The organism is Streptococcus cristatus, from assembly GCF_003943815.1.
Lineage (GTDB): Bacteria > Bacillota > Bacilli > Lactobacillales > Streptococcaceae > Streptococcus > Streptococcus cristatus_F.
This window is the reverse complement of record NZ_RJNA01000021.1, coordinates 1-20,759: the sequence shown is the minus strand read 5'-3', so window position 1 is coordinate 20,759 and position 20,759 is coordinate 1. Positions and strand designations below refer to the sequence as shown.

At 41.6% G+C, this 20,759-nt stretch carries 19 protein-coding genes, 8 tRNA genes, 1 rRNA gene and 1 pseudogene; 26 read left to right on the top strand and 3 right to left on the bottom strand.

Going from position 1 to position 20,759, the window contains the following annotated elements; all coding sequences use genetic code 11:
* Nucleotides 1-28: 28 nt before the first annotated feature.
* The 17 genes from rrf to trxA (D8872_RS10080) all read left to right on the top strand — a co-directional run bounded on the left by rrf (nucleotide 29) and on the right by trxA (D8872_RS10080) (nucleotide 8,091).
* Nucleotides 29-144 (top strand): 5S ribosomal RNA (gene rrf / locus D8872_RS10165).
* Between the two features lie 29 nt (nucleotides 145-173).
* Nucleotides 174-246: transfer RNA gene (locus D8872_RS10160), tRNA-Val, on the top strand.
* A 118-nt stretch (nucleotides 247-364) separates the two neighbouring features.
* Nucleotides 365-438, top strand: a tRNA-Met gene (locus tag D8872_RS10150).
* Between the two features lie 3 nt (nucleotides 439-441).
* Nucleotides 442-514: transfer RNA gene (locus tag D8872_RS10145), tRNA-Phe, on the top strand.
* Nucleotides 515-531: 17 nt separating this feature from the next.
* Nucleotides 532-612, top strand: a tRNA-Tyr gene (locus tag D8872_RS10140).
* Between the two features lie 6 nt (nucleotides 613-618).
* Nucleotides 619-689, top strand: a tRNA-Trp gene (locus tag D8872_RS10135).
* A 12-nt stretch (nucleotides 690-701) separates the two neighbouring features.
* A tRNA-His gene (locus tag D8872_RS10130) sits at nucleotides 702-774 on the top strand.
* Between the two features lie 16 nt (nucleotides 775-790).
* Nucleotides 791-862: transfer RNA gene (locus D8872_RS10125), tRNA-Gln, on the top strand.
* 7 nt (nucleotides 863-869) lie between these two features.
* Nucleotides 870-953: transfer RNA gene (locus tag D8872_RS10120), tRNA-Leu, on the top strand.
* A gap of 175 nt (nucleotides 954-1,128) precedes the next feature.
* Nucleotides 1,129-2,121 (top strand): ABC transporter ATP-binding protein, encoded by a 993-nt coding sequence (locus D8872_RS10115; RefSeq protein WP_125390831.1) that lies wholly within the window; start codon nucleotides 1,129-1,131, stop codon nucleotides 2,119-2,121.
* Between the two features lies 1 nt (nucleotide 2,122).
* A complete protein-coding gene (locus D8872_RS10110) occupies nucleotides 2,123-2,941 on the top strand; it encodes an ABC transporter permease (protein WP_005591119.1) in 819 nt (272 codons plus the stop codon).
* A 1-nt stretch (nucleotide 2,942) separates the two neighbouring features.
* Entirely contained in the window at nucleotides 2,943-3,728 is a 786-nt protein-coding gene (locus D8872_RS10105; protein WP_005591118.1) for an ABC transporter permease, read from the top strand.
* Between the two features lie 212 nt (nucleotides 3,729-3,940).
* On the top strand, nucleotides 3,941-4,351 hold the full coding sequence (locus D8872_RS10100) for a GNAT family N-acetyltransferase (RefSeq protein ID WP_125390830.1): 411 nt from the start codon (nucleotides 3,941-3,943) through the stop codon (nucleotides 4,349-4,351).
* 75 nt (nucleotides 4,352-4,426) lie between these two features.
* Entirely contained in the window at nucleotides 4,427-4,729 is a 303-nt protein-coding gene (locus D8872_RS10095; protein ID WP_125372347.1) for a cell division protein ZapA, read from the top strand.
* Complete coding sequence (locus D8872_RS10090; RefSeq protein ID WP_125390829.1) at nucleotides 4,729-5,280, top strand: CvpA family protein; 552 nt, start codon at nucleotides 4,729-4,731, stop codon at nucleotides 5,278-5,280. The genes D8872_RS10095 and D8872_RS10090 overlap by 1 nt, the downstream gene beginning before the upstream one ends.
* A gap of 69 nt (nucleotides 5,281-5,349) precedes the next feature.
* Nucleotides 5,350-7,683: an endonuclease MutS2 gene (locus tag D8872_RS10085; RefSeq protein WP_125390833.1), complete on the top strand. Its 2,334-nt coding sequence runs from the start codon at nucleotides 5,350-5,352 to the stop codon at nucleotides 7,681-7,683.
* 93 nt (nucleotides 7,684-7,776) lie between these two features.
* Nucleotides 7,777-8,091 (top strand): thioredoxin, encoded by a 315-nt coding sequence (trxA, locus tag D8872_RS10080; RefSeq protein WP_125390828.1) that lies wholly within the window; start codon nucleotides 7,777-7,779, stop codon nucleotides 8,089-8,091.
* A gap of 161 nt (nucleotides 8,092-8,252) precedes the next feature.
* Here trxA (D8872_RS10080) and D8872_RS10075 read toward each other — a convergent pair whose 3' ends face one another.
* Nucleotides 8,253-8,771 (bottom strand): DUF4865 family protein, encoded by a 519-nt coding sequence (locus D8872_RS10075; protein ID WP_185761419.1) that lies wholly within the window; start codon nucleotides 8,769-8,771, stop codon nucleotides 8,253-8,255.
* Between the two features lie 108 nt (nucleotides 8,772-8,879).
* Here D8872_RS10075 and D8872_RS10070 point away from each other — a divergent pair, with 108 nt between their 5' ends.
* The 4 genes and pseudogenes from D8872_RS10070 to D8872_RS10055 all read left to right on the top strand — a co-directional run.
* Nucleotides 8,880-9,626 carry a LysR family transcriptional regulator gene (locus tag D8872_RS10070; RefSeq protein ID WP_125390827.1) on the top strand — a complete coding sequence of 249 codons (747 nt, stop codon included), beginning with the start codon at nucleotides 8,880-8,882 and terminating at the stop codon, nucleotides 9,624-9,626.
* Nucleotides 9,627-9,726: 100 nt separating this feature from the next.
* Nucleotides 9,727-10,134: an SRPBCC family protein gene (locus D8872_RS10065; RefSeq protein ID WP_003074623.1), complete on the top strand. Its 408-nt coding sequence runs from the start codon at nucleotides 9,727-9,729 to the stop codon at nucleotides 10,132-10,134.
* A gap of 89 nt (nucleotides 10,135-10,223) precedes the next feature.
* A complete protein-coding gene (gene trxA, locus D8872_RS10060; protein WP_125390826.1) occupies nucleotides 10,224-10,538 on the top strand; it encodes a thioredoxin in 315 nt (104 codons plus the stop codon).
* 487 nt (nucleotides 10,539-11,025) lie between these two features.
* A pseudogene (locus D8872_RS10055) lies at nucleotides 11,026-11,403 on the top strand (transposase); the annotation flags it as partial.
* 51 nt (nucleotides 11,404-11,454) lie between these two features.
* Here D8872_RS10055 and D8872_RS10050 read toward each other — a convergent pair.
* Together D8872_RS10050 and D8872_RS10045 are read right to left on the bottom strand one after the other, a co-directional pair.
* Nucleotides 11,455-11,730, bottom strand: a complete 276-nt coding sequence (locus D8872_RS10050) for a hypothetical protein (RefSeq protein ID WP_125390825.1) — start codon at nucleotides 11,728-11,730, stop codon at nucleotides 11,455-11,457.
* Nucleotides 11,731-11,739: 9 nt separating this feature from the next.
* Nucleotides 11,740-12,150 (bottom strand): HIT family protein, encoded by a 411-nt coding sequence (locus D8872_RS10045; protein ID WP_125390824.1) that lies wholly within the window; start codon nucleotides 12,148-12,150, stop codon nucleotides 11,740-11,742.
* A 75-nt stretch (nucleotides 12,151-12,225) separates the two neighbouring features.
* Between D8872_RS10045 and D8872_RS10040 the strand changes: the two genes are divergently transcribed.
* The 5 genes from D8872_RS10040 to D8872_RS10020 form a co-directional block, all read left to right on the top strand.
* Nucleotides 12,226-12,957 (top strand): ABC transporter ATP-binding protein, encoded by a 732-nt coding sequence (locus D8872_RS10040; protein WP_125390823.1) that lies wholly within the window; start codon nucleotides 12,226-12,228, stop codon nucleotides 12,955-12,957.
* The gene (locus tag D8872_RS10035; RefSeq protein ID WP_125390822.1) at nucleotides 12,954-14,000 is read left to right on the top strand and encodes an ABC transporter permease; all 1,047 of its coding nucleotides are present in this window, start codon (nucleotides 12,954-12,956) and stop codon (nucleotides 13,998-14,000) included. Before D8872_RS10040 ends, D8872_RS10035 begins: the two co-directional genes overlap by 4 nt.
* A gap of 50 nt (nucleotides 14,001-14,050) precedes the next feature.
* Nucleotides 14,051-14,845 (top strand): cell cycle regulator CcrZ, encoded by a 795-nt coding sequence (gene ccrZ, locus D8872_RS10030; protein ID WP_125390821.1) that lies wholly within the window; start codon nucleotides 14,051-14,053, stop codon nucleotides 14,843-14,845.
* The gene (trmB, locus tag D8872_RS10025; RefSeq protein ID WP_125372360.1) at nucleotides 14,842-15,480 is read left to right on the top strand and encodes a tRNA (guanosine(46)-N7)-methyltransferase TrmB; all 639 of its coding nucleotides are present in this window, start codon (nucleotides 14,842-14,844) and stop codon (nucleotides 15,478-15,480) included. The genes ccrZ and trmB overlap by 4 nt, the downstream gene beginning before the upstream one ends.
* Before the next feature lie 389 nt (nucleotides 15,481-15,869).
* Nucleotides 15,870-20,759, top strand: a 4,890-nt coding sequence (locus tag D8872_RS10020) for a mucin-binding protein (RefSeq protein WP_185761418.1), incomplete at its 3' end; no start/stop codon positions are given.

Below are 20,759 nucleotides of genomic sequence, written 5' to 3'. Positions count from 1 at the left end.
ATGAGATATTGTAAGTTAATTCAGTAAGTTAAGTGACGATAGCCTAGGAGATACACCTGTACCCATGCCGAACACAGAAGTTAAGCCCTAGAACGCCGGAAGTAGTTGGGGGTTGCCCCCTGTGAGATATGGTAGTCGCTTAGCAGGATAGGAAGTCGGAGTACTTCCTTTTTGGGAGTTTAGCTCAGCTGGGAGAGCATCTGCCTTACAAGCAGAGGGTCAGCGGTTCGATCCCGTTAACTCCCATATTCAAGCGGGTGTAGTTTATTACCCAAGTCCGGCTGAAGGGAACGGTCTTGAAAACCGTCAGGCGTGTAAAAGCGTGCGTGGGTTCGAATCCCACATCCTCCTTAGATTAGAATATCGCGGGATGGAGCAGCTAGGTAGCTCGTCGGGCTCATAACCCGAAGGTCGTAGGTTCAAATCCTGCTCCCGCAATTTGGCTCGGTAGCTCAGTTGGTAGAGCAATGGATTGAAGCTCCATGTGTCGGCGGTTCGATTCCGTCTCGCGCCATATATCTTTAGAATTTCGGAAGGGTAGCGAAGAGGCTAAACGCGGCGGACTGTAAATCCGCTCCTTCGGGTTCGGGGGTTCGAATCCCTCCCCTTCCATGCTTAACGGGCATAGTTTAAAGGTAGAACTAAGGTCTCCAAAACCTTCAGTGTGGGTTCAATTCCTACTGCCCGTGTTTTGGAATATGGCGGGTGTGGTGAAGTGGTTAACACACCAGATTGTGGCTCTGGCATGCGTGGGTTCGATCCCCATCACTCGCCTATTTCTTTTGATTATTGGGGTATCGCCAAGCGGTAAGGCAAGGGACTTTGACTCCCTCATTCGTTGGTTCGAATCCAGCTACCCCAGTTACTTTGCCGGCGTGGCGGAATTGGCAGACGCGCTGGACTCAAAATCCAGTGTCCGCAAGGACGTGCCGGTTCGACCCCGGCCGCCGGTATAGTAATAAAGACAAGGTTTTCGGATCTTGTCTTTTTTTATCAATTTTTATTTTTGGGTTATTTATAATTTCTTATGTTATGCTAGATCGTCTGATTTTTTGCTTTTTTCTTTATTTTGTGCTAAATTAAACATTGTGAAACGAGTTACCGAAGACTTTCTAAAGGGAGAAACGTATGGCAATGATAGAAGTAGAACATCTTCAGAAAAATTTTGTGAAGACGGTCAAGGAACCGGGATTGAAGGGGGCTTTGCGCTCCTTTATTCATCCCGAAAAGCAGACCTTTGAAGCGGTCAAGGATATGACCTTTGAGGTACCAAAGGGACAGATTCTAGGCTTTATAGGGGCCAATGGTGCTGGGAAGTCGACAACCATCAAAATGCTGACAGGAATTTTGAAACCGACATCTGGTTTTTGTCGGATTAATGGCAAGATTCCGCAGGACAATCGCCAAGATTATGTCAAAGATATTGGAGTTGTTTTCGGGCAAAGAACCCAGTTATGGTGGGATTTGGCACTGCAAGAGACCTACACGGTCTTGAAAGAGATTTACGATGTGCCAGATTCGCTCTTCCACAAGAGAATGGATTTTTTAAATGAAGTCTTAGATTTGAAAGATTTTATCAAGGACCCCGTGCGAACTCTTTCACTTGGGCAACGGATGCGGGCGGACATTGCGGCTTCCTTACTCCACAATCCCAAGGTTCTCTTTTTAGATGAGCCGACCATTGGGTTGGATGTGTCGGTCAAGGACAATATTCGTCGGGCCATTACCCAGATCAATCAGGAGGAAGAGACCACTATTCTCTTGACCACTCACGACTTGAGCGATATTGAGCAACTTTGTGATCGGATTTTTATGATTGACAAGGGGCAGGAGATTTTTGATGGAACGGTTAGCCAGCTCAAGGAAACATTTGGCAAGATGAAGACTCTTTCCTTTGAACTGGTATCAGGTCAAAGTCATCTCGTTTCTCACTATGAGGGTTTGCCTGATATGACCATTGATAGACAAGGAAATAGCCTTAATATTGAATTTGATAGTTCACGCTACCAGTCGGCCGATATTATCAAGCAAACCCTGTCTGATTTTGAGATTCGCGATTTGAAGATGGTGGATACGGATATCGAGGATATTATCCGTCGCTTCTACCGAAAGGAGCTCTAAGATGGTCAAATTGTGGCGACGTTATAAACCCTTTATCAATGCAGGGATTCAGGAGTTGATTACCTATCGAGTCAACTTTCTTCTTTATCGGATTGGCGATGTCATGGGTGCTTTTGTGGAATTTTATCTCTGGAAGGCTGTCTTTGATTCCTCGCAAGAGTCTTTGATTCAGGGTTTCAGTATGGCAGATATCACCCTCTACATCATCATGAGTTTTGTGACCAATCTTTTGACTAGGTCGGATTCTTCTTTTATGATTGGGGAGGAGGTCAAGGATGGCTCCATTATCATGCGCTTGCTGCGACCAGTGCATTTTGCGGCCTCTTATCTCTTCACCGAGCTTGGATCCAAGTGGTTGATTTTTATCTCTGTTGGACTGCCATTTTTAAGTGTCATCGTATTGATGAAAATTTTATCTAGGCAAGGGGTTGTAGAAGTGCTAGGATTAACCATCCTTTATCTCTTTAGCTTAATCCTAGCCTACCTGATCAACTTTTTCTTTAATATCTGCTTTGGATTTTCAGCCTTTGTGTTTAAAAATTTATGGGGCTCTAATCTGCTTAAGAATTCTTTGATTGACTTTATGTCTGGGAGTTTGATTCCCTTGGCTTTCTTTCCAAAGATCGTATCAGATATTCTGTCCTTCTTGCCTTTTTCATCCTTGATTTATACTCCAGTCATGATCATTGTTGGAAAATACGATGCCAGTCAGATTCTTCAAGCACTCTTGCTACAGTTCTTCTGGCTCATAGTGATGGTGGGCTTGTCTCAGTTGATTTGGAAACGGGTCCAGTCATTCATCACCATTCAAGGAGGTTAGTATGAAAAAATATCAACGTATGCATCTGATTTTTATCAGACAATACATCAAGCAAATCATGGAATACAAGGTCGATTTTGTGGTGGGCGTGTTAGGTGTCTTCCTGACCCAAGGCTTGAACCTCTTGTTTCTCAATGTACTCTTTCAACATATTCCATCTCTAGAAGGCTGGACCTTTCAAGAGATAGCCTTTATCTATGGTTTTTCCTTGATTCCCAAGGGATTGGACCATCTCTTTTTTGATAATCTCTGGGCACTGGGGCAACGCTTGGTGCGAAAGGGAGAATTTGACAAATACCTGACTCGTCCTATCAATCCTCTCTTTCATATTCTGGTTGAGACCTTTCAGATTGATGCCTTGGGCGAACTCTTGGTCGGTGGAATCTTGCTAGCGACAACGGTCACCAGTATTAGCTGGACCTTTCCTAAATTCCTGCTTTTCCTAGTCTGTATTCCTTTTGCGACCTTGATTTATACTTCCTTGAAGATAGCGACAGCCAGTATTGCTTTTTGGACCAAGCAGTCAGGTGCCATGATTTACATCTTCTATATGTTTAATGACTTTGCCAAGTACCCGATTTCCATTTACAATTCGCTTCTTCGTTGGTTGATTAGTTTTATCGTGCCTTTCGCCTTTACGGCCTACTACCCTGCCAGCTATTTCTTGCAGGACAAGAATGGACTCTTTAACATTGGTGGTTTGATTCTGATTTCCCTTGTTTGCTTTTTCATTTCCCTCAAACTTTGGGATAGGGGTTTGGACGCCTACGAAAGTGCAGGATCGTAAGAGTGAGTATAAATAGAGGGCGATATGCATGCAGAAAATCTATGAATAAGAGAACTATTAGATACAGTATAAGGACAAGGTTTGCTGCCTTGTCTTTTCTAATATATTTTAAGGTATCTATCTTTTAAATTTTTACTTTTGGTGTGAATAAATTCTACTTATCTTGCTAAAATGGTAGAATAGATTTAAGATTTGATAAGAAGGAGAGCCTAATGAAATTGAGATTGGAAAATAAAGAATCTGAACGTGTCCAAGAACTTGGAAATTTAATCCGAGCTTATAATCGCTCTAAACGGGAAGCTTCAACAAGTGAGCCTCTCAATATCTTTGTCGAAGATGAGAACGGAAATTTAATGGGCGGCCTAGTAGCTGAAACATTTGGTTATTGGCTTGAAATTGAGTATTTATATGTGCATGAGGACTTACGGGGGCAAGGACTTGGCTCGGATATTTTGCAAAGGGCAGAAAAAGAGGCTCGTAACAGGAAGTGTAAGTATTCATTTGTGGATACCTTTCATTTTCAAGCGCCAGATTTTTATAAAAAGCATGGCTATGAGGAAGTGTTTAGATTAAAAGAATATCCTTATACAGGTGAGCGATATTATTATACGAAAGAGTTATAATTTATCAAAGGCTGGATAGCAGATTTCTACCTGACAAATGTAGCGATTTTTGGTATAATATCATGAGGTGATTTTATGGCAAATTTGAATAGATATAAGTTTACATTTGGAAACAAAACCTTAACTTTAACAACAGAACACGATAATCTTTTCATGGAAGAAGTGGAGCGGGTTGCTAAGGAAAAATATAAGGCCATCAAAGAGCAGATGCCTGCGGCAGATGATGAAGTCTTGGCTATTTTGTTGGCGATTAATAGTTTATCTACCCAGCTCAGTCGCGAGATTGAGTTTGATGATAAGGAAAAAGAATTGGAAAGCCTTCGTCACAAAATGCTTAGCGAATTAAGAGAAAAGTCAGCTAATACAGGGGAAAGATAGTGTTTGCGATTATTATTTTACTAATATTAGCTTGGAGCTTTTATATTGGCTACTCGCGTGGGATTGTTCTGCAGGGATATTATGCTGCTATGACGATTGTATCCATGCTGGTGGCTGGAGCTCTATATCAAGGCTTGGCTAAGTCTATCAGCTTGTGGGTGCCCTATGCTAGCGCTGTTAAAGGCAGCTCGACTTATTTCTTTGCAAGTTCTCAACTTTTCCATTTGGATAAGGTTTTTTATGCGGGGCTGGCTTATCTTCTTGTTTTCAGTCTTGTTTATATAGTAGGCCGCTTTTTTGGGATTTTTGTAAATTTAATTCCCTATCCGAATAAGTGGGATACCAAAGTTTTCAATATGGTCAGTGGGGCTATTGCGGTCTTCATCTCACTCTTTGTCATCGAGATGGGACTGACTATTTTAGCTACTGTGCCCATGTCCTTTATCCAAGAACGCTTAAATTCGAGTTTGCTGATTCGGTTTATTATCAATCACACGCCTATAACTTCATCCATTTTACATGACCTTTGGGTCACAAAAATTATCGGATAATTAAGACTCAGTTGCCCTGTAGCTGAGTTTCTTTTTCAGTTTAAATCATATAGAAATAGAATGAACATGATGAATCATAAAATTTTAGAAACTTTGGAATTTGAGAAAATTAAGGAGCTTTTTTCTCCCTATCTACTGACTGAGCTGGGAGAGTTGGAGTTGAAGCAGCTCCAGCCAAACAGCAAAAAAGAATCAATTGCTGCTGCTTTTTTGGAAATGTCCGATATGCGGCAGATTTTTGTGCAACATCCGCACTTTAGTTTGGGAGCCATTCAGGATATTAGGGGCTTGACCAAGCGCCTAGAGCTGGATAGCGACCTTAATATTGAGGAGTTTTTAACCCTCAAGCGGGTCTTGGCTGTGACGCATGAGCTGATATCTTTCTACGAGGACTTGGAGAATATCCAATTGGAGCGTTTGGATCGTCTTTTTGACAATCTAGTAGAGTTTCCTAATATTCAGGGGAGCCTACAAGCTATCAATGATGGGGGCTTTCTCGAAAGTTTTGCTAGTGAAGAGTTGAGTCGTATTCGTCGGAAAATCCAAGAAAATGAAGTTCAGGTTCGAGATATTCTTCAAGAGATTCTCAAAACCAAGGGTGACATGCTGGCAGACCAAGTGGTGGCCAGTCGGAACGGCAGTAATGTACTACCTGTGAAAAATACCTACCGCAATCGTATTGCGGGCGTCGTTCACGATATTTCGGCCAGCGGTAGTACGGTTTACATTGAGCCGCGGGCGGTGGTTAATCTCAATGAAGAGATTGCTAGCAGTCGGGCGGACGAGCGCTATGAAATTCAGCGGGTTTTGCAGGCCATGTCGGATATGATACGGCCTCATGCGGCTGAAATTGCCAACAATGCTTGGATTATCGGGCATCTGGATCTGGTGCGTGCCAAGGTCCGCTTCATGCAGGAGACGGGAGCGGTGGTGCCAGACCTGTCGGAGGAGAAGGATATTCAACTGCTTAGTGTCCGCCATCCCCTGATTGAAAATGCAGTGGCTAATGACCTGCATTTCGGGCCAGACTTGACAGAGATTGTCATTACCGGGCCTAATACGGGTGGTAAGACCATTATGCTGAAGACTTTGGGCTTGGCTCAAATCATGGCCCAGTCAGGTCTGCCGATTCTGGCAGACAAGGGCAGCCGCGTCGGGATTTTCAGTCAGATTTTTGCAGACATTGGTGATGAGCAATCGATTGAGCAGAGCCTATCGACTTTCTCCAGTCACATGACTAATATCGTCTCTATTTTAGAGCAGGTTGATAGCGAGAGTTTGGTCCTGCTGGATGAGCTGGGAGCTGGGACTGACCCGCAAGAGGGTGCAGCACTGGCGATTGCTATCTTGGAAGATTTGCGGCTAAGGCAGATTAAAACCATGGCGACGACCCACTATCCTGAGCTCAAAGCCTATGGGATTGAGACGGACTGGGTGGAAAATGCCAGCATGGAATTTGATACAGATAGTTTGCGGCCGACCTATCGCTTTATGCAGGGAGTGCCTGGCCGCTCCAATGCCTTTGAAATTGCTCGGCGTTTAGGCTTGTCGGAAGTTATCGTTGGCCATGCCCAAGAGCAGACAAATACGGATAGTGATGTCAATCGGATCATTGAGCGCTTAGAAGAGCAGACGCTGGAAAGCCGTAAGCGCCTGGATAATATCCGCGAGGTGGAGCAGGAAAATCTCAAATTTAACCGAGCCCTCAAAAAACTTTACAATGAGTTTAACAGAGAAAAGGAAACCGAGCTCAATAAGGCACGCTTGGAAGCACAGGAAATCGTGGATATGGCCTTGTCAGAGAGTGAGAGCATTCTCAAAAATCTTCATGATAAGTCCAGTCTCAAACCGCATGAGATTATTGAAGCCAAGGCTCAGCTTAAAAAGTTGGCGCCAGCAACGGTTGATTTATCAAAGAATAAAGTGCTCAAGCATGCCAAGAAAAATCGGGCGCCCAAGGTGGGAGATGATATTCTGGTGACAAGCTATGGTCAGCGGGGAACCTTAGTCAAGCAGCTCAAGGACTGCCGTTGGGAAGCTCAGGTCGGTCTCATCAAAATGACACTAGATGAGCAGGAATTTAATCTTCTCAAAGCTGAAAAGGAGCAGCAACCTAAGCGCAAGCAGGTCAATGTGGTCAAGCGAACCAATACTAATGGTCCAAGAGCCAGATTGGATCTGCGTGGCAAACGCTATGAAGAGGCCATGGAGGAGCTCGATGCCTTTATCGATCAGGCCCTTCTCAATAATATGGCCCAGGTGGATATTATCCACGGTATCGGGACTGGGGTCATCCGTGAAGGGGTGACAAAATACCTCCGCCGCAACAAGCACGTTAAGTCCTTCGGCTATGCTCCGCAAAATGCTGGTGGCAGTGGCGCGACGATTGTAATCTTTAAGTAGGGAAGCATCGGGTATTCCGTAGCAAATATTTTCTTTTCCTCTGGGTTTGGTGTACAATATTATCAAAAGTAAGCTATTCAAAGGAGAAGATTTATGGTAGCAGCAGTTACAGATGCAACATTCGCTGAAGAGACAAAAGATGGACTGGTTCTGATTGATTTTTGGGCAACTTGGTGTGGTCCATGCCGCATGCAGGCGCCTATCTTGGAGCAGTTGGCAGGAGAAGTTCATGAGGACGAACTGAAAATCCTCAAAATGGATGTGGATGAAAATCCAAATACTGCCCGTGAATTTGGCATTATGTCTATTCCAACCCTTCTGTTCAAGAAAGACGGTCAAGTCGTTAAGCAAGTAGCTGGTGTTCATACGAAGGAGCAACTGAAGGCGATTATCGCGGAATTGAGTTAATATCATAGTCAAAAAATCGTTACATGTCGTAACGATTTTTTCATTTAGCCGATGACAGTAAAGGTCATACAATTTTGGGAAGAGCAAGTATACTATCATAGTGTGCAAAAAAATGAAAAATTGTTTGCTCAGGCATTTCCCTATTACTTATCATATGCTACTTATTGTGAAATATGCAAAATTTCAAATGTTGGTAGTTGTGTACCGGGTTTATTGGTATAAAAAGTAAAAATACATTTTTTCCATTTATCAGGATTGAAAATAACGACTTTGCCACTTTCGTTGTTTTGTATTTGCTCGTGAATGGTAAAGGATTTTAAACTTTCAGACGCTTCTATATCAATGATTTCCAATGTAGCATATTTACTTGAGTCAAAATGATCAGATATTTCGACTGATGAAGTTATTCCGATTTCAATATTTTGCCAGCCAAACGAATTTAAAATATGATCAAAGTAACCATCAAATATGAATTTTGTCATTCCGTTGGTATTTTTCCAAATATATAGCGGACAGTAACTGTTAAATAATTGGCCTTCAGATTTTTCAGAGATTAAATAAACTTTGAAAAACAAATCGTCGAATCCATCCATCAAATGACCTGTATTTCGGACACGTTGTCTAATGATATCCATATCATAATCTGCTGGTAATTTTATAGTATATTGCATTGCTTGCATTGCGGTACCTCTTTTCTAATTAACTATTCACAGTATAAATGATTTATATCATGTTGAATAATACTTAAAAATGATATAATNATCACAAAAAGTGATAAGGTGTTTTAAATGAATTTTAATGATATGAGCATTTTTGTGACGATCTATGAGACAAGATCAATAAACAAAAGTTCAAAGATATTACAATATGCACAATCTAATCTCAGCGCTAGATTGAAAGTGCTTGAAACTGAATTAGATACGAAATTATTTTACAGAAAATATAATGGTTTAGTTCCGACAAAAAGTGGAGACTTATTTTATCAATTTTGTAAGGAAACTTCTAACAATTTAGAGAAATTAAAAAAGAAATGTGAAACCTCGAAAATATCCATCTTAATTTCAGAATTATTATTCAATCACGATATTAATAATTCGCAAACAATTGATTTGGATAAAAGCGAAATTAATATCCAAAAAACTTCGGATATACCCACCATTGCTCATCAGGAAGACTTTGATAAAATTTTTTGTTTTCAAAAAATTGAAAATTTGAAACATTATGATGAGACTATTGGACATATTGAGTCAGTTTATCTTTGTTCGAGCATCATAAAGGCTACTGAGGAAATGCCCATATTCGTTAATAAAGATAAAAATTGCCCTTTTAGAAAACAAAGCTTAATGAAGTTTGCTCATTTAAAATCAGTTGTAGAAATTGATTCTTTTGAGAACATTATCAGCTTAGTTGAAAACGGGAAAGGAATCGCACTATTGCCTAAATGGCTAAATAAGAGAGCGAATATCAAGCCATACGACCAAGACATCATTCTTATCCCATTTTATCAGTATGAAAAGCAGAATCAAATTAAGTAGACTATTTTAGAAGAAATATTAGTGCTAGAAAGAAAAAACATTTGACAAATATTATAAATATACTTATAATAAGTATACATATTATAAAGGAGTTATTGTAATGGAATTTAGTTTCAGTTTAAGCATGAAAGCAGCAAAAGAAGATGTATGGTCCTACTATGAAAATATTGAAAAGTGGTATGACTGGGAAGAAGATTTAAAAAATATTACATTAAATGGTGGATTTAAGACAGGATCTTGTGGGATAATGGAACTCGAAGGAATGCCCCCAATGGAATATCAGCTGACACTTGTCAAGCCCTTTGAGGAATTTTGGGATAAAACAGCGACCCCGTTTGGAGATATCCTTTTTGGTCATCAGATCATTGAGAACGATGATGGCACTGTAAATGTCAAGCACACCGTAGCTTTAGATAGCAAAGATCAGCAACATTTGGAATTTTTAAGCCAAGTTTTCTCAGATGTTCCTCAATCTATTTTTATTTTAAAAAATTGTTTGGAAAAATAAGAATTCTCTACTTTGCTAGAGAATTTTTTTATTTTTCTAAATTTGGTGTACAATATTATCAAAAGTAAGCTATTCAAAGGAGAAGATTTATGGTAGCAGCAGTTACAGATGCAACATTCGCTGAAGAGACAAAAGATGGACTGGTTCTGATTGATTTTTGGGCAACTTGGTGTGGTCTATGCCGCATGCAGGCGCCTATCTTGGAGCAGTTGGCAGAGGAAGTTCATGAAGATGAACTGAAAATCCTTAAAATGGATGTGGATGAAAATCCTAATACTGCCCGTGAATTCGGCATTATGTCCATTCCGACCCTTCTGTTCAAGAAAGACGGTCAAGTCGTTAAGCAAGTAGCTGGTGTTCATACGAAGGAGCAACTGAAGGCTATTTTGGCCGAGTTAAGCTAAGAAAGAAGCCTTAGGCTGCGATTCAGGTTGAAGACAAAGTTCTTAGAACACCAGTTTCTAAGGGCTTTTCTTTGTGTAAAGTTGCATAAAAGATGTAAGAAGAGTTGCGAGGTGTTTTCCATGTTTCACAAAGAAAAACCAGATTATAATCGTCTCTAATATAGTTTCTATACAATAAATGAATTGGTCCCAAAAGATTCCTTCCTTTGACAAGTAGAATCAAGGATTGATTTGGCTCTATATATGACTTGGTTGAAGATACCTGTGGCCCAGTTATAATGGGTCGTAAACCAAAGAAAATCTGAGAAGAGGTGAGACACAACCAAAAGGTATTAAAGCAGAAAATGACTGGCTAAGAATGGAGGATGCTGTTCTAAAAAAGTTTATAAAATTTCGCTTAAAGGAGGAAAAAAGAAAGAAGAAAAACGGAATTATCCAAGAATTGCTAATTGAGTTTTCTTTTGATATTCTTCTAAAGATTGTCGAAATTGCTTGCTCACCGAACTTGGAACAAGTAAAAACTATGTTGGAGGAAGCATTTACGGAGAAATACTAGGGGAATACCATTCTTTACAGAGACCAAGTTTGATAATATCAACATGTTTCTTATCATCAATTTTTAGAGAGTGAGGGGATTCAATAATTCATGTCATCCAAAGGTAACAGTCCAGACAACGGTATGAAAGAGTCCTTCTTGGGAATTCTTAAGTCTGAGATGTTTTATGGTTATGAGAAGACGTTTCAGTCACTTAATCAATTGGAACAAGCTATTGTGAACTACATTGATTATCACAATAACAAACGAGTTAAAGTCAAATTGAAAGGACTCAGCCCTGTGCAATGCAGAACTAAGTCCTTTACTTAAATTATTGTCTAACCTTTTGTTGGTACATTTTTCTTGTTATGAGAAAGTTTTCTATTGCCAGATATCCTGTATTTGCGAGATTTGAGCTTGGGCTTGTTTCTCAAAAACCTTGTATTTATAAGTCAAGTCCTGAGCCATTTCCTTGATATTGTCTCGCTGTTCTTGGATAATGGAAAGATTGTGCTGGATGTTAGCTAAATTATCTTGAATTTTATCCAAGATATCGGATGTTTCGACGACTTCTTGGCTAATTGTCTTCCGGTTTTTGATCAATCGGTAGCTGGTCCAGGCAGCACCTGTGAACAGCATAAGATTTGAAAATTTCATAGTTCCTCCTTAAGCTTGTGCAATCTTTTCAGCCAATTGAGCTAAGGCTGGGAAATCTGGTTCGTGGGTTTCAAAGCTGATTTGTAAACCGTCTGTCTCTTCATAGCGAGGAGCTAGGTGGACATGGGTATGAAAGACAGTCTGGCCGGCGATTTCCTCGTTGTTGTTAAGAATGTTCATGCCTTTGGCGCCTGTCGCTTTCATAACCTTGCGGGCGATGTCTGGGACACGAGCGAAGAGCTGACTAGCACTGTCTGCATCCATTTCCAAAAGGTTTCTGAAATGCTGCTTGGGAACGACCAAAGTATGGCCTGGAGTGACCTGAGAAATGTCTAGAAAGGCTACCACCCGGTCATCTTCATAAACTTTAGAAGACGGAATTTCTCCTGTGATAATCTTACAAAAAATACAATCAGCCATAAATGATACCTCTATTCGCTAGATTTTTGTTATAATTTAAAATATAAGAACATTATACCAGAATTTGGAGAAAATATGTTAGAAATCAAAGAGCTTACGGGCGGCTATGTAAATATCCCGGTTTTAAAGGATGTCAGCTTTGAAGTGGGCAATGGCCAGTTGGTTGGTTTGATTGGTCTCAATGGTGCTGGTAAATCCACTACCATCAATGAAATTATCGGGTTGTTGACACCTTACAAGGGAGAAATTCGGATTGATGGTTTGCAGCTGGGAAAAAATCCTAGCGCTTACCGTAAGAAGATTGGCTTTATCCCAGAGACACCGAGCCTTTATGAGGAGTTGACCCTGCGCGAGCACATTGAGACGGTAGCTATGGCTTACGACATTGAGCAGGAAGTCGCTTTTGAGCGCGTGGAGCGCCTCTTAACTATCTTCCGACTCAAGGATAAGTTGGACTGGTTTCCAGTGCATTTCTCTAAGGGTATGAAGCAGAAGGTCATGATTATCTGTGCTTTCGTGGTAGATCCTAGTCTTTTTATCGTGGATGAGCCCTTTTTGGGGCTGGATCCAGTAGCTATTGCAGACCTTATCCAGCTCTTGGATGAGGAAAAGAAAAAAGGCAAGTCCATCCTCATGAGTACCCACGTTTTGGATTCGGCTGAGAAGATGTGCGATAGCTTTGTGATTTTGCATAAAGGACAGGTGCGCGCTAAGGGCAATCTGACTGAGTTGCGGGGACAATTTCAGATGCCGCAAGCTAGTCTCAATGACATCTATCTTGCCTTGACGGAAGAGGCAGCGGTATGAAAGAAGTATTTGCTAAACGCAAGCAAGATTTCCGTCAGCGCTGTCTGAAGTATCTGCGCTATGTTCTCAATGATCACTTTGTCTTGTTTTTATTGATTTTTCTCGGATTTTTGGCGGTTCAGTACAATCAATTGCTGCGGAATTTCCCTAGTCAGTCTTGGCCGATAATAGTAGGATTAGTCTTGTTTTCTATACTCATTCTTCCTTTTGGACATATCGCAACCTATCTGGAGAAGCCAGATATGCTCTTTTTGCTGGCGCAGGAGCAGGCGATCATTGAGTTTGTTAAGGGACAAATCCAGCGTTCGTATATTCTCTTTGGTATGCTGCAAACCTTGTTGTTGGTCTTGTTAGCGCCCCTGTTTTTGGCTATAGGCTTGCCAATCTGGGGTTTTGGGCTGTACTGTCTCCTTATGTTATTGCTAAAATGGCTAGTCTTTCAGTTCAAGGGGCGTCGCTTTTTCTTGTCTGATCGTCTCAATTGGCAATATGCAATTGCAGCTGAGGAAGGTCGTAAGCAGAAAGTTCTTCGTTTCTTTGCCCTCTTTACAAATGTGAAAGGCATTTCTAATAGTGTCAAAAGAAGAGCTTATTTGGACGGGCTGACGAGACTTTTGCCTAAGATCCATGCCAAGGCTTGGCAAAATATGTTTCTGCGCTCTTATCTTCGCAATGGCGATCTATTCCCTCTGACTTTGCGTCTTCTACTTTTAGCCCTCTTAACGATTGTCTTCGTCAGCCAGTCTTGGATTGCTGCAGGTTTTGTTGTTCTCTTCAACTATCTTTTGCTTTTTCAGTTATTGGCTTTGTATGAAGCTCTTGATTATCAGTATTTAACTAAGCTTTTCCCGCTGGATAGCAAGTCTAAAATCAAGGGCGCAAGACAGGTTGTTACAGGGATTGGACATAGTGTTTTGCTTTTTGAAACGCTAGTGGCAGTGCTCTTTTTCCAAGATAAGATAGCAGTGTTAGCAATGCTTGGAGCGACAATCTTTTTGTATCTAGTCTATTTGCCGTATAAGCTGAAAAGATTGGTTGACTAAAAGAATGAAAATTAGTAAAATAGTGAGGAAACTTTTTAAGGAGGGGAATCATGGTCTTGGTTGATAACGAGCTAGCCCTGACACCAATAGCTGGTAAGAGCGGAAAGGCCTATATGGGAACTTATCCAGACGGGGGGCGAGTTTTCGTCAAGATGAATACGACCCCGATTCTGGCAGGCTTAGCCAGAGAACAAATTGCTCCGCAACTTCTGTGGAGTCGACGCTTGCCAGATGGCAATGTCATGAGCGGGCAAGAATGGCTTTCAGGTGCCATTTTAACACCTAATGATATGTCTAAAAAGCAAGTGATCAATATTTTAACGCGTTTGCATCGGTCGAAGCCTCTGATGACTCAGTTGGCTAAATTGGGTTATATTTTGGAAACGCCAATCGATCTAATCAATAGCTGGCTCAATCAAGCGCCGGTCGTTTTGAGGAACAATCAGTATCTGCAGTCTATTATTCGGGATTTGCGGCAAACGGTACCTGCTTTTCGTGAGGACTATGCGACGATTGTCCATGGTGATGTACGGCATAGCAACTGGTTTCAGACGGACAGTGGCTTGATTTATTTGGTGGATTGGGATTCCGTTCGCTTGACGGATAGAATGTTGGATGTTGCTCATATATTGAGCCACTATATCCCAGATACCGATTGGCAGGAGTGGCTGACCTACTACGGTTATAAGTACAATGACAAGGTTATCAAAAAACTGTATTGGTTTGGTCAATACTCTTATCTGATGCAGATTGCTAAATATTACGAAAACAATGATTTAGAAAATGTGAACCGGGAGATTTACGCTCTACGCAACTTCCGTTCTAAGTATGGAAAGGTAAGATGAGAGTAAGAAATCGTAAGGGAGCAACAGAGTTATTAGAGGCTAACCCCCACTATGTGGTTCTAAATCCAGTTGATGCCAAGGGAAAATGGCGGGAAATTTTTGGTAATGACCACCCTATCCACGTTGAAGTCGGAAGCGGTAAAGGGGCTTTCATTACAGGGATGGCTAAGGCTAATCCGAACATCAATTACATCGGGATTGACATTCAGAAGTCTGTCCTTAGTTACGCCTTGGACAAGGTTTTGGAAGCTGATGTACCCAATATTAAGTTGCTCTGGGTGGATGGTTCGGAATTGACCAACTACTTTGCAGATGGAGAAATTGACAGACTTTATCTGAATTTCTCTGATCCATGGCCTAAGAAACGGCATGAAAAACGTCGCTTGACCTATAAGTCTTTCTTGGATACCTTCAAGCAAATTTTGCCAGAAAAAGGTGAAATCCACTTCAAAACGGACAACCGTGGCTTATTTGAATACAGTCTGGTCAGTTTTTCGCAGTATGGCATGGTTCTCAAAGGTGTTTGGCTGGATCTTCATGCCAGTGACTTTGAAGGCAATGTCTTGACTGAATATGAACAAAAATTCTCTAGCAAGGGCCAGGTTATTTACCGAGTCGAAGCAGAGTTTCAATAAAAATAAAGAGAGTCCTAAATAGATTTTCTATCTCAAATATCGGGTTTTATGACCGATTTTTGTTGAATAGAGCCTTGTGGGGGCTCTTTTTATTTTGTTTTGATTATCAAATTATAAAGATTATTTTTGTTGTTTTCATTCTCTTGAAACGGCGTCGCTAAAGCTTTTTGCTATACCTATAATATGATGTTGCGCTTTTGTTACAGAAAAAATTAGACGGCAAAATCCTTGATATAATAGGAAAAAAACGGTATAATTATTGGTATGGTTTAGTGTCTAAACTTTGACATTAAAACCACCAATCATATGTTATAAAATACTTTGCTGCTCAGGCGTTAAGGTGTTGAGTAATAGGTGGTTGAACTATATTTTAAAAAGGAGAGATGTTCATGGATAAAAATGCGAGACGCAGATTAAACCGTGCGAGTGCTGAGAAACGGCTTCGATACTCAGTTCGTAAGTTTAATGTGGGCGTGGCTTCTGTAGCAGTCGCAGCTTTCATGTTCTTTGGGGGGAATGTCGTTTCAGCCGATACGTTAGCTAAGACGGATTCTTCAAGCACCTCTACGGAGAAAACGACCTCTGTGCCAGATTCAGGAGAAGATTCGGGAGCGAATGATTCTGACTCCGAGTCGGCCATAGAAAAGAATTCTACCGTAGCAACTGTCGCTGAAAGCAACGCAGTTTCAAGTGCAGCATCTACAGCATCTTCTACCTCTGCTGAAGACCTATCAAGCAAAGTGGAAGAAAAAACTGTTAAATCAGAAGTTGCTTCAAAAAGTGAAGCAGCTTTAAAAGAGGCTACTTCACAAGTATCTAAAGCTTCAGTAGCGACTAGCCAATCAACTGCTGCAACTCAGTCTGAGGCTCGAGTTAGCCCAGCTACTTCAGCTACTGCAGAGTCAACTGCAGTTTCATCTGAAGCAGCTACAGAATCAACTGCTGCTGTAGAACCTGCTAAGGTATCAGTTGAAAAGGCAGCTAGCCAAGCAGCTCGTTTGGCAACAGCTAGCCAAGCAGCAAATGCAGTAGCCAAAAGCGAAGCTAATTCCACATTAGCAGCTGCTCAAAGCGAAGTAAATAAAGGTTACGCTGATTTCCGTAAATCAGGAGAAAGTGGCTTCCGTTCGTTTGACCCACAAACAGGGAAGACAACTGTAACAAAAGAAAACTTCCTTGACTACTTCAGATTGAATGGTTCAGCTACCTATAATTCATACGATGGTATCGTGACCCTTACTCCAGATGAAACCTCTAAGACAGGTAACTTCAGTCTGAAGAGTAAGATCAATATGAACCAAAGCTTCAAGCTGACTGGTGGAGTTAACCTTGGTGATAAGACTCAGGAACGCTATGGTGCCGATGGTATTGGTTTTGCCTTCCATACAGGAAATACAACAGACCTAGGTGCCGATGGTGGTAACCTTGGTATCGGTGGTTTGCGTAATGCGACTGGTTTCAAGCTGGATACTTTCTGGAACGTCTTCACGCCACCGAAAGGAAATCGTTTTGATACTAGCAACACGGACTCTTTCCAATATGGTTGGGCGGAAGACCCTCGTCTGGGACAATTCGGTGCTTGGGTAAATACCACTCATAAAAAAGTTCGTGGTGGTGGTATCTTCACTGGTGGTGAGTATGACCGCTGGTGGGCTGAGACAGATGCTGGTAGTGCTCAACGTCTAGACTCAAGTGACTTGGATGGTCGTTTCCACAGATTTGCTATCCAGTATGACGGTGTAACCAAGGAATTAACTGTCTCTTACGAAAGTAATCTTGGGATTAAGCAATGGAAGAAGAAAGTTTCTACTCCAGAACAACTGATGTCCATGGTGGTTACGGCGACGACTGGTAACTACAAGAACTTGCAACAGTTCCAAATCAAACGCTTCGACTTCTATCAAAGTGCCTCTGTTGACGTACGTTATGAAGATGAGCAAGGTCGAGAAATCGCTGAAGGCTCAGTAACTTATCCACAAGGTGCCTTCAAGGCTAAGCCTTATACCACTGAACAGAAGACGATTCCTGGCTATGGTTTCATTGGAATGAAGAGAGGTAGCTTGCCACCTTCAGGAACTCTGGCTGACTGGGGTACCAACGGTACAGTAACCTACGTTTACCGTAGAGGTGCAACTGATACGAAGACAGAAAAGAAGACAGTCTCTCGTACTATTTATTATAAATATAAACCAGGTGTGACAGGACCGACACTTCCGCCAGCTTACACTCAAACAGCTGAGTTCACTCGGACTGTGACAGGTGGTAGACCAGGTCCATGGAGTCCTGCATCTAAGAATTTTGCACCTGTAGATTCTCTAGATGTCCCAGGATATACTCCAGATACAGCGACTGTTCCAGGAGTTACAGTAAATCCAAATTCTACTCCAAGTGATGTAACGGTTTACTACGACAAGAATGCTCCAAAAGTAACAACAGAAACAAAAGATGTTACTCGTACAATTGTTTACGAATATGAAGATGGTGTGACTTCAGGTCGTCCAGCCCTTCCACGTGAAGTACAACAAAATGTACGATTCACACGACAAGTGTCAGAAGATGCAAGAACTGGTAAGAAGACATACGGCAACTGGACTCCAAGCACTCGAACTGTAGATGCGGTTGATACACCAGCGATTCAAGGCTTTACACCAAATAAAACTCGTGTAAATTCAGCTACTGTTTCACCAACAGATCCAAGCTGGCGTGAAATTGTTTCATACCGTAAGAATAATCCAAAAGTAACAACAGAAACAAAAGACGTTACTCGTACAATCGCTTACGAATATGAAGATGGTGTGACTAGAAATCGTCCAGCACTTCCGCAACCGGTTGAACAAACAGTTCAATTTACTCGTCAAGTATCAGAAGATCCAGTAACTGGTCAGAAAACATACGGTAATTGGACACCTAGCCGTCAAAATGTTGCTGCGGTTGATAGCCCAGAAGTAGCAGGCTTTACACCAAACAAACCACGTGTAAATTCAGCCTCTGTTGCTCCAACAGATCCAAGTTGGCGTGAAATTGTAAGCTATTCAGCTGCAGATCAAAAGGGAAGCATCGTTTACCGTACAGATGGTAAAAATGGTGTTCCAGCTAAGACTCTTCACACAGATAACGTAACTGGTAAATCAGATACGCCTGTAAACTATACAACAACTGCGAAAATCAACGAATTTAAACAGTTGGGTTATGATCTTGTTAGCGACGGCTTTACTAAAGCTGGCGGTCAAAGATTTGACAGTAATAACAATGTAGATCAAACATGGGAAGTTGTTCTTACTCCACGTATTGAGACAAAACAAGAAACGAAAGATGTTACTCGTAACGTTCGTTACCAATACAAGGATGGAGTGACCACAGGTCGTCCAGCACTTCCTCGCCCAGTTACTCAAACAACAACATTTACTCGCCCAGTTTCTGTGAACAAGGTGACAGGTGTTGAAACTCCTGGTCAATGGAACAAGCCAAGTGAAGAACTTCCAAAAGTTGATTCTCCAGCAGTTACTGGTTTCACTCCAGACAAACCAAGTGTTCCAGCTGCAACTGTTACTCCTACATCTCCTAACGAAGATGAAGTAGTAAGCTACAGCCAAGATGATCAACGCGGTATCATTGAATATGTAACAGATGGACAAAACGGTGTTCCAGCTAAGACTCTTTATACTGACGGTGTTACAGGTAAATCAGGTGAAGATGTTGTTTATTCAACTGCTAACCGTATCACCCAACTTCAACAAGCAGGTTACAAGCTTGTAAGTGATGGCTTCACTCAACCAAATGGTCAGAAGTTTGATAACGATAAGACAAAAGACCAAGTATGGAAAGTTGTCGTTACTCCGGTTATTGAAACAAAACAAGAGAAGAAAGATGTTACTCGAACTATCCAATACCAATATGGTGACGGTGTAACAGCAGGACGCCCAGCGCTTCCTAAGACAGTTACTCAAACAACATCATTCACTCGTCCAGTTTCTGTTAACAAGGTAACAGGCGTGGAAACTCCTGGTGCTTGGGATAAACCAAATGCTAACCTTCCAGAAGTAAACACTCCTGCTATTACAGGCTATAGCCCAGATAAACCAAAAGTTCCAGGTGTAACTGTTGACCCTACTACAGGAGATTCAGTTGAAGTTGTCAACTACAACTTAGATGAACAACGTGGTTCTATCAAGTACGTAACAGATGGTAAGAATGGCGTTCCAGTTAAGACTCTTTATACAGATTCTGTTGCTGGTAAGTCAGGTGAACCAGTAGCTTACTCAACTGTAAATCGTCTCACTCAACTTCAACAAGCAGGTTACAAGCTTGTGAGCGATGGCTTCACTCAACCAAATGGTCAGAAGTTTGATAACGATAAGACAAAAGACCAAACTTGGACAGTTGTTGTAACACCACGCTTGGATGACAATACTAATCCAGCTGATTTGAACAGCAAGGTTACACGTACCATCAAGTATCAATATGCAGATGGTCAAACAGCGGGTCGTCCAGCTCTGAAAGCTCCTGTCACTCAAGAGGCAGCCTTCACTCGTACTGGTAAAATAAATGCTGTAACTGGTGAAAAGACCTTCACTGCATGGACACCAGCTACGAAAGAATTGGCTCAAGAAGCTACACCAGTTGTGACTGGATTCGTGGCAGACAAGGCCAATGTAGCAGCGAAGACAGTGAAAGCTGGCGACGCTAACAGCGAAGAAGTTGTACAATACAAGAAGCTCGGTTCATACGTACCAAATGTACCAGATGGACTTCCAAAAGTACCAAACCTTCCATATCCAAACGATCCAAATAACCCAACTAAGCCTGGAACAGATCTTCCAGTAGTTCCAGATGTACCAGGCACTACACCAGTAGGTCCAGATGGTACTACACCATTGACACCGAAAGATCCGAGCGATCCAAGCAAGGGTTACAACCCACCACCAATTCCAAACGATCCAACTCAGGATACACCAATCAATTACGTTAAAGATGGTCAAAAAGCGATTATCACCTTCGTAGACCAAGATGATAACAACAAGGAAGTTGGTAAGGTAGTTGAAAGTGGTAAGTCAGGTGAGCCAATCGGAACAACTAACTACGCAACCCGTCTGAAAGAATTGACAGACAAGGGCTACGAAGTGGTGAACGATGAGTTCAAGGGACCTAAGACCTTCGATAACGATGATAAGAAGGACCAACAATTTGTGGTTACTCTTCGTCAAGGTAAAGAGCCAATTACAGACCCAGCTAAATTGAATAGCAAGGTTACTCGTACCATCAAGTACCAATACGCAGAT

What these genes read in the sequence shown, in the direction of transcription:
- D8872_RS10070 (WP_125390827.1), top strand. Translation starts at nt 8,880, where the DNA reads ATGAATTTTAATGATATGAGCATTTTTGTGACGATCTATGAGACAAGA.
- trmB (WP_125372360.1), top strand. Translation starts at nt 14,842, where the DNA reads ATGAGAGTAAGAAATCGTAAGGGAGCAACAGAGTTATTAGAGGCTAAC.
- trxA (WP_125390828.1), top strand. Translation starts at nt 7,777, where the DNA reads ATGGTAGCAGCAGTTACAGATGCAACATTCGCTGAAGAGACAAAAGAT.
- D8872_RS10035 (WP_125390822.1), top strand. Translation starts at nt 12,954, where the DNA reads ATGAAAGAAGTATTTGCTAAACGCAAGCAAGATTTCCGTCAGCGCTGT.
- D8872_RS10115 (WP_125390831.1), top strand. Translation starts at nt 1,129, where the DNA reads ATGGCAATGATAGAAGTAGAACATCTTCAGAAAAATTTTGTGAAGACG.
- D8872_RS10095 (WP_125372347.1), top strand. Translation starts at nt 4,427, where the DNA reads ATGGCAAATTTGAATAGATATAAGTTTACATTTGGAAACAAAACCTTA.
- D8872_RS10105 (WP_005591118.1), top strand. Translation starts at nt 2,943, where the DNA reads ATGAAAAAATATCAACGTATGCATCTGATTTTTATCAGACAATACATC.
- D8872_RS10050 (WP_125390825.1), bottom strand. Translation starts at nt 11,730, where the DNA reads ATGAAATTTTCAAATCTTATGCTGTTCACAGGTGCTGCCTGGACCAGC.
- D8872_RS10045 (WP_125390824.1), bottom strand. Translation starts at nt 12,150, where the DNA reads ATGGCTGATTGTATTTTTTGTAAGATTATCACAGGAGAAATTCCGTCT.
- D8872_RS10040 (WP_125390823.1), top strand. Translation starts at nt 12,226, where the DNA reads ATGTTAGAAATCAAAGAGCTTACGGGCGGCTATGTAAATATCCCGGTT.
- ccrZ (WP_125390821.1), top strand. Translation starts at nt 14,051, where the DNA reads ATGGTCTTGGTTGATAACGAGCTAGCCCTGACACCAATAGCTGGTAAG.
- D8872_RS10085 (WP_125390833.1), top strand. Translation starts at nt 5,350, where the DNA reads ATGAATCATAAAATTTTAGAAACTTTGGAATTTGAGAAAATTAAGGAG.
- trxA (WP_125390826.1), top strand. Translation starts at nt 10,224, where the DNA reads ATGGTAGCAGCAGTTACAGATGCAACATTCGCTGAAGAGACAAAAGAT.
- D8872_RS10075 (WP_185761419.1), bottom strand. Translation starts at nt 8,771, where the DNA reads ATGCAAGCAATGCAATATACTATAAAATTACCAGCAGATTATGATATG.
- D8872_RS10100 (WP_125390830.1), top strand. Translation starts at nt 3,941, where the DNA reads ATGAAATTGAGATTGGAAAATAAAGAATCTGAACGTGTCCAAGAACTT.
- D8872_RS10110 (WP_005591119.1), top strand. Translation starts at nt 2,123, where the DNA reads ATGGTCAAATTGTGGCGACGTTATAAACCCTTTATCAATGCAGGGATT.
- D8872_RS10065 (WP_003074623.1), top strand. Translation starts at nt 9,727, where the DNA reads ATGGAATTTAGTTTCAGTTTAAGCATGAAAGCAGCAAAAGAAGATGTA.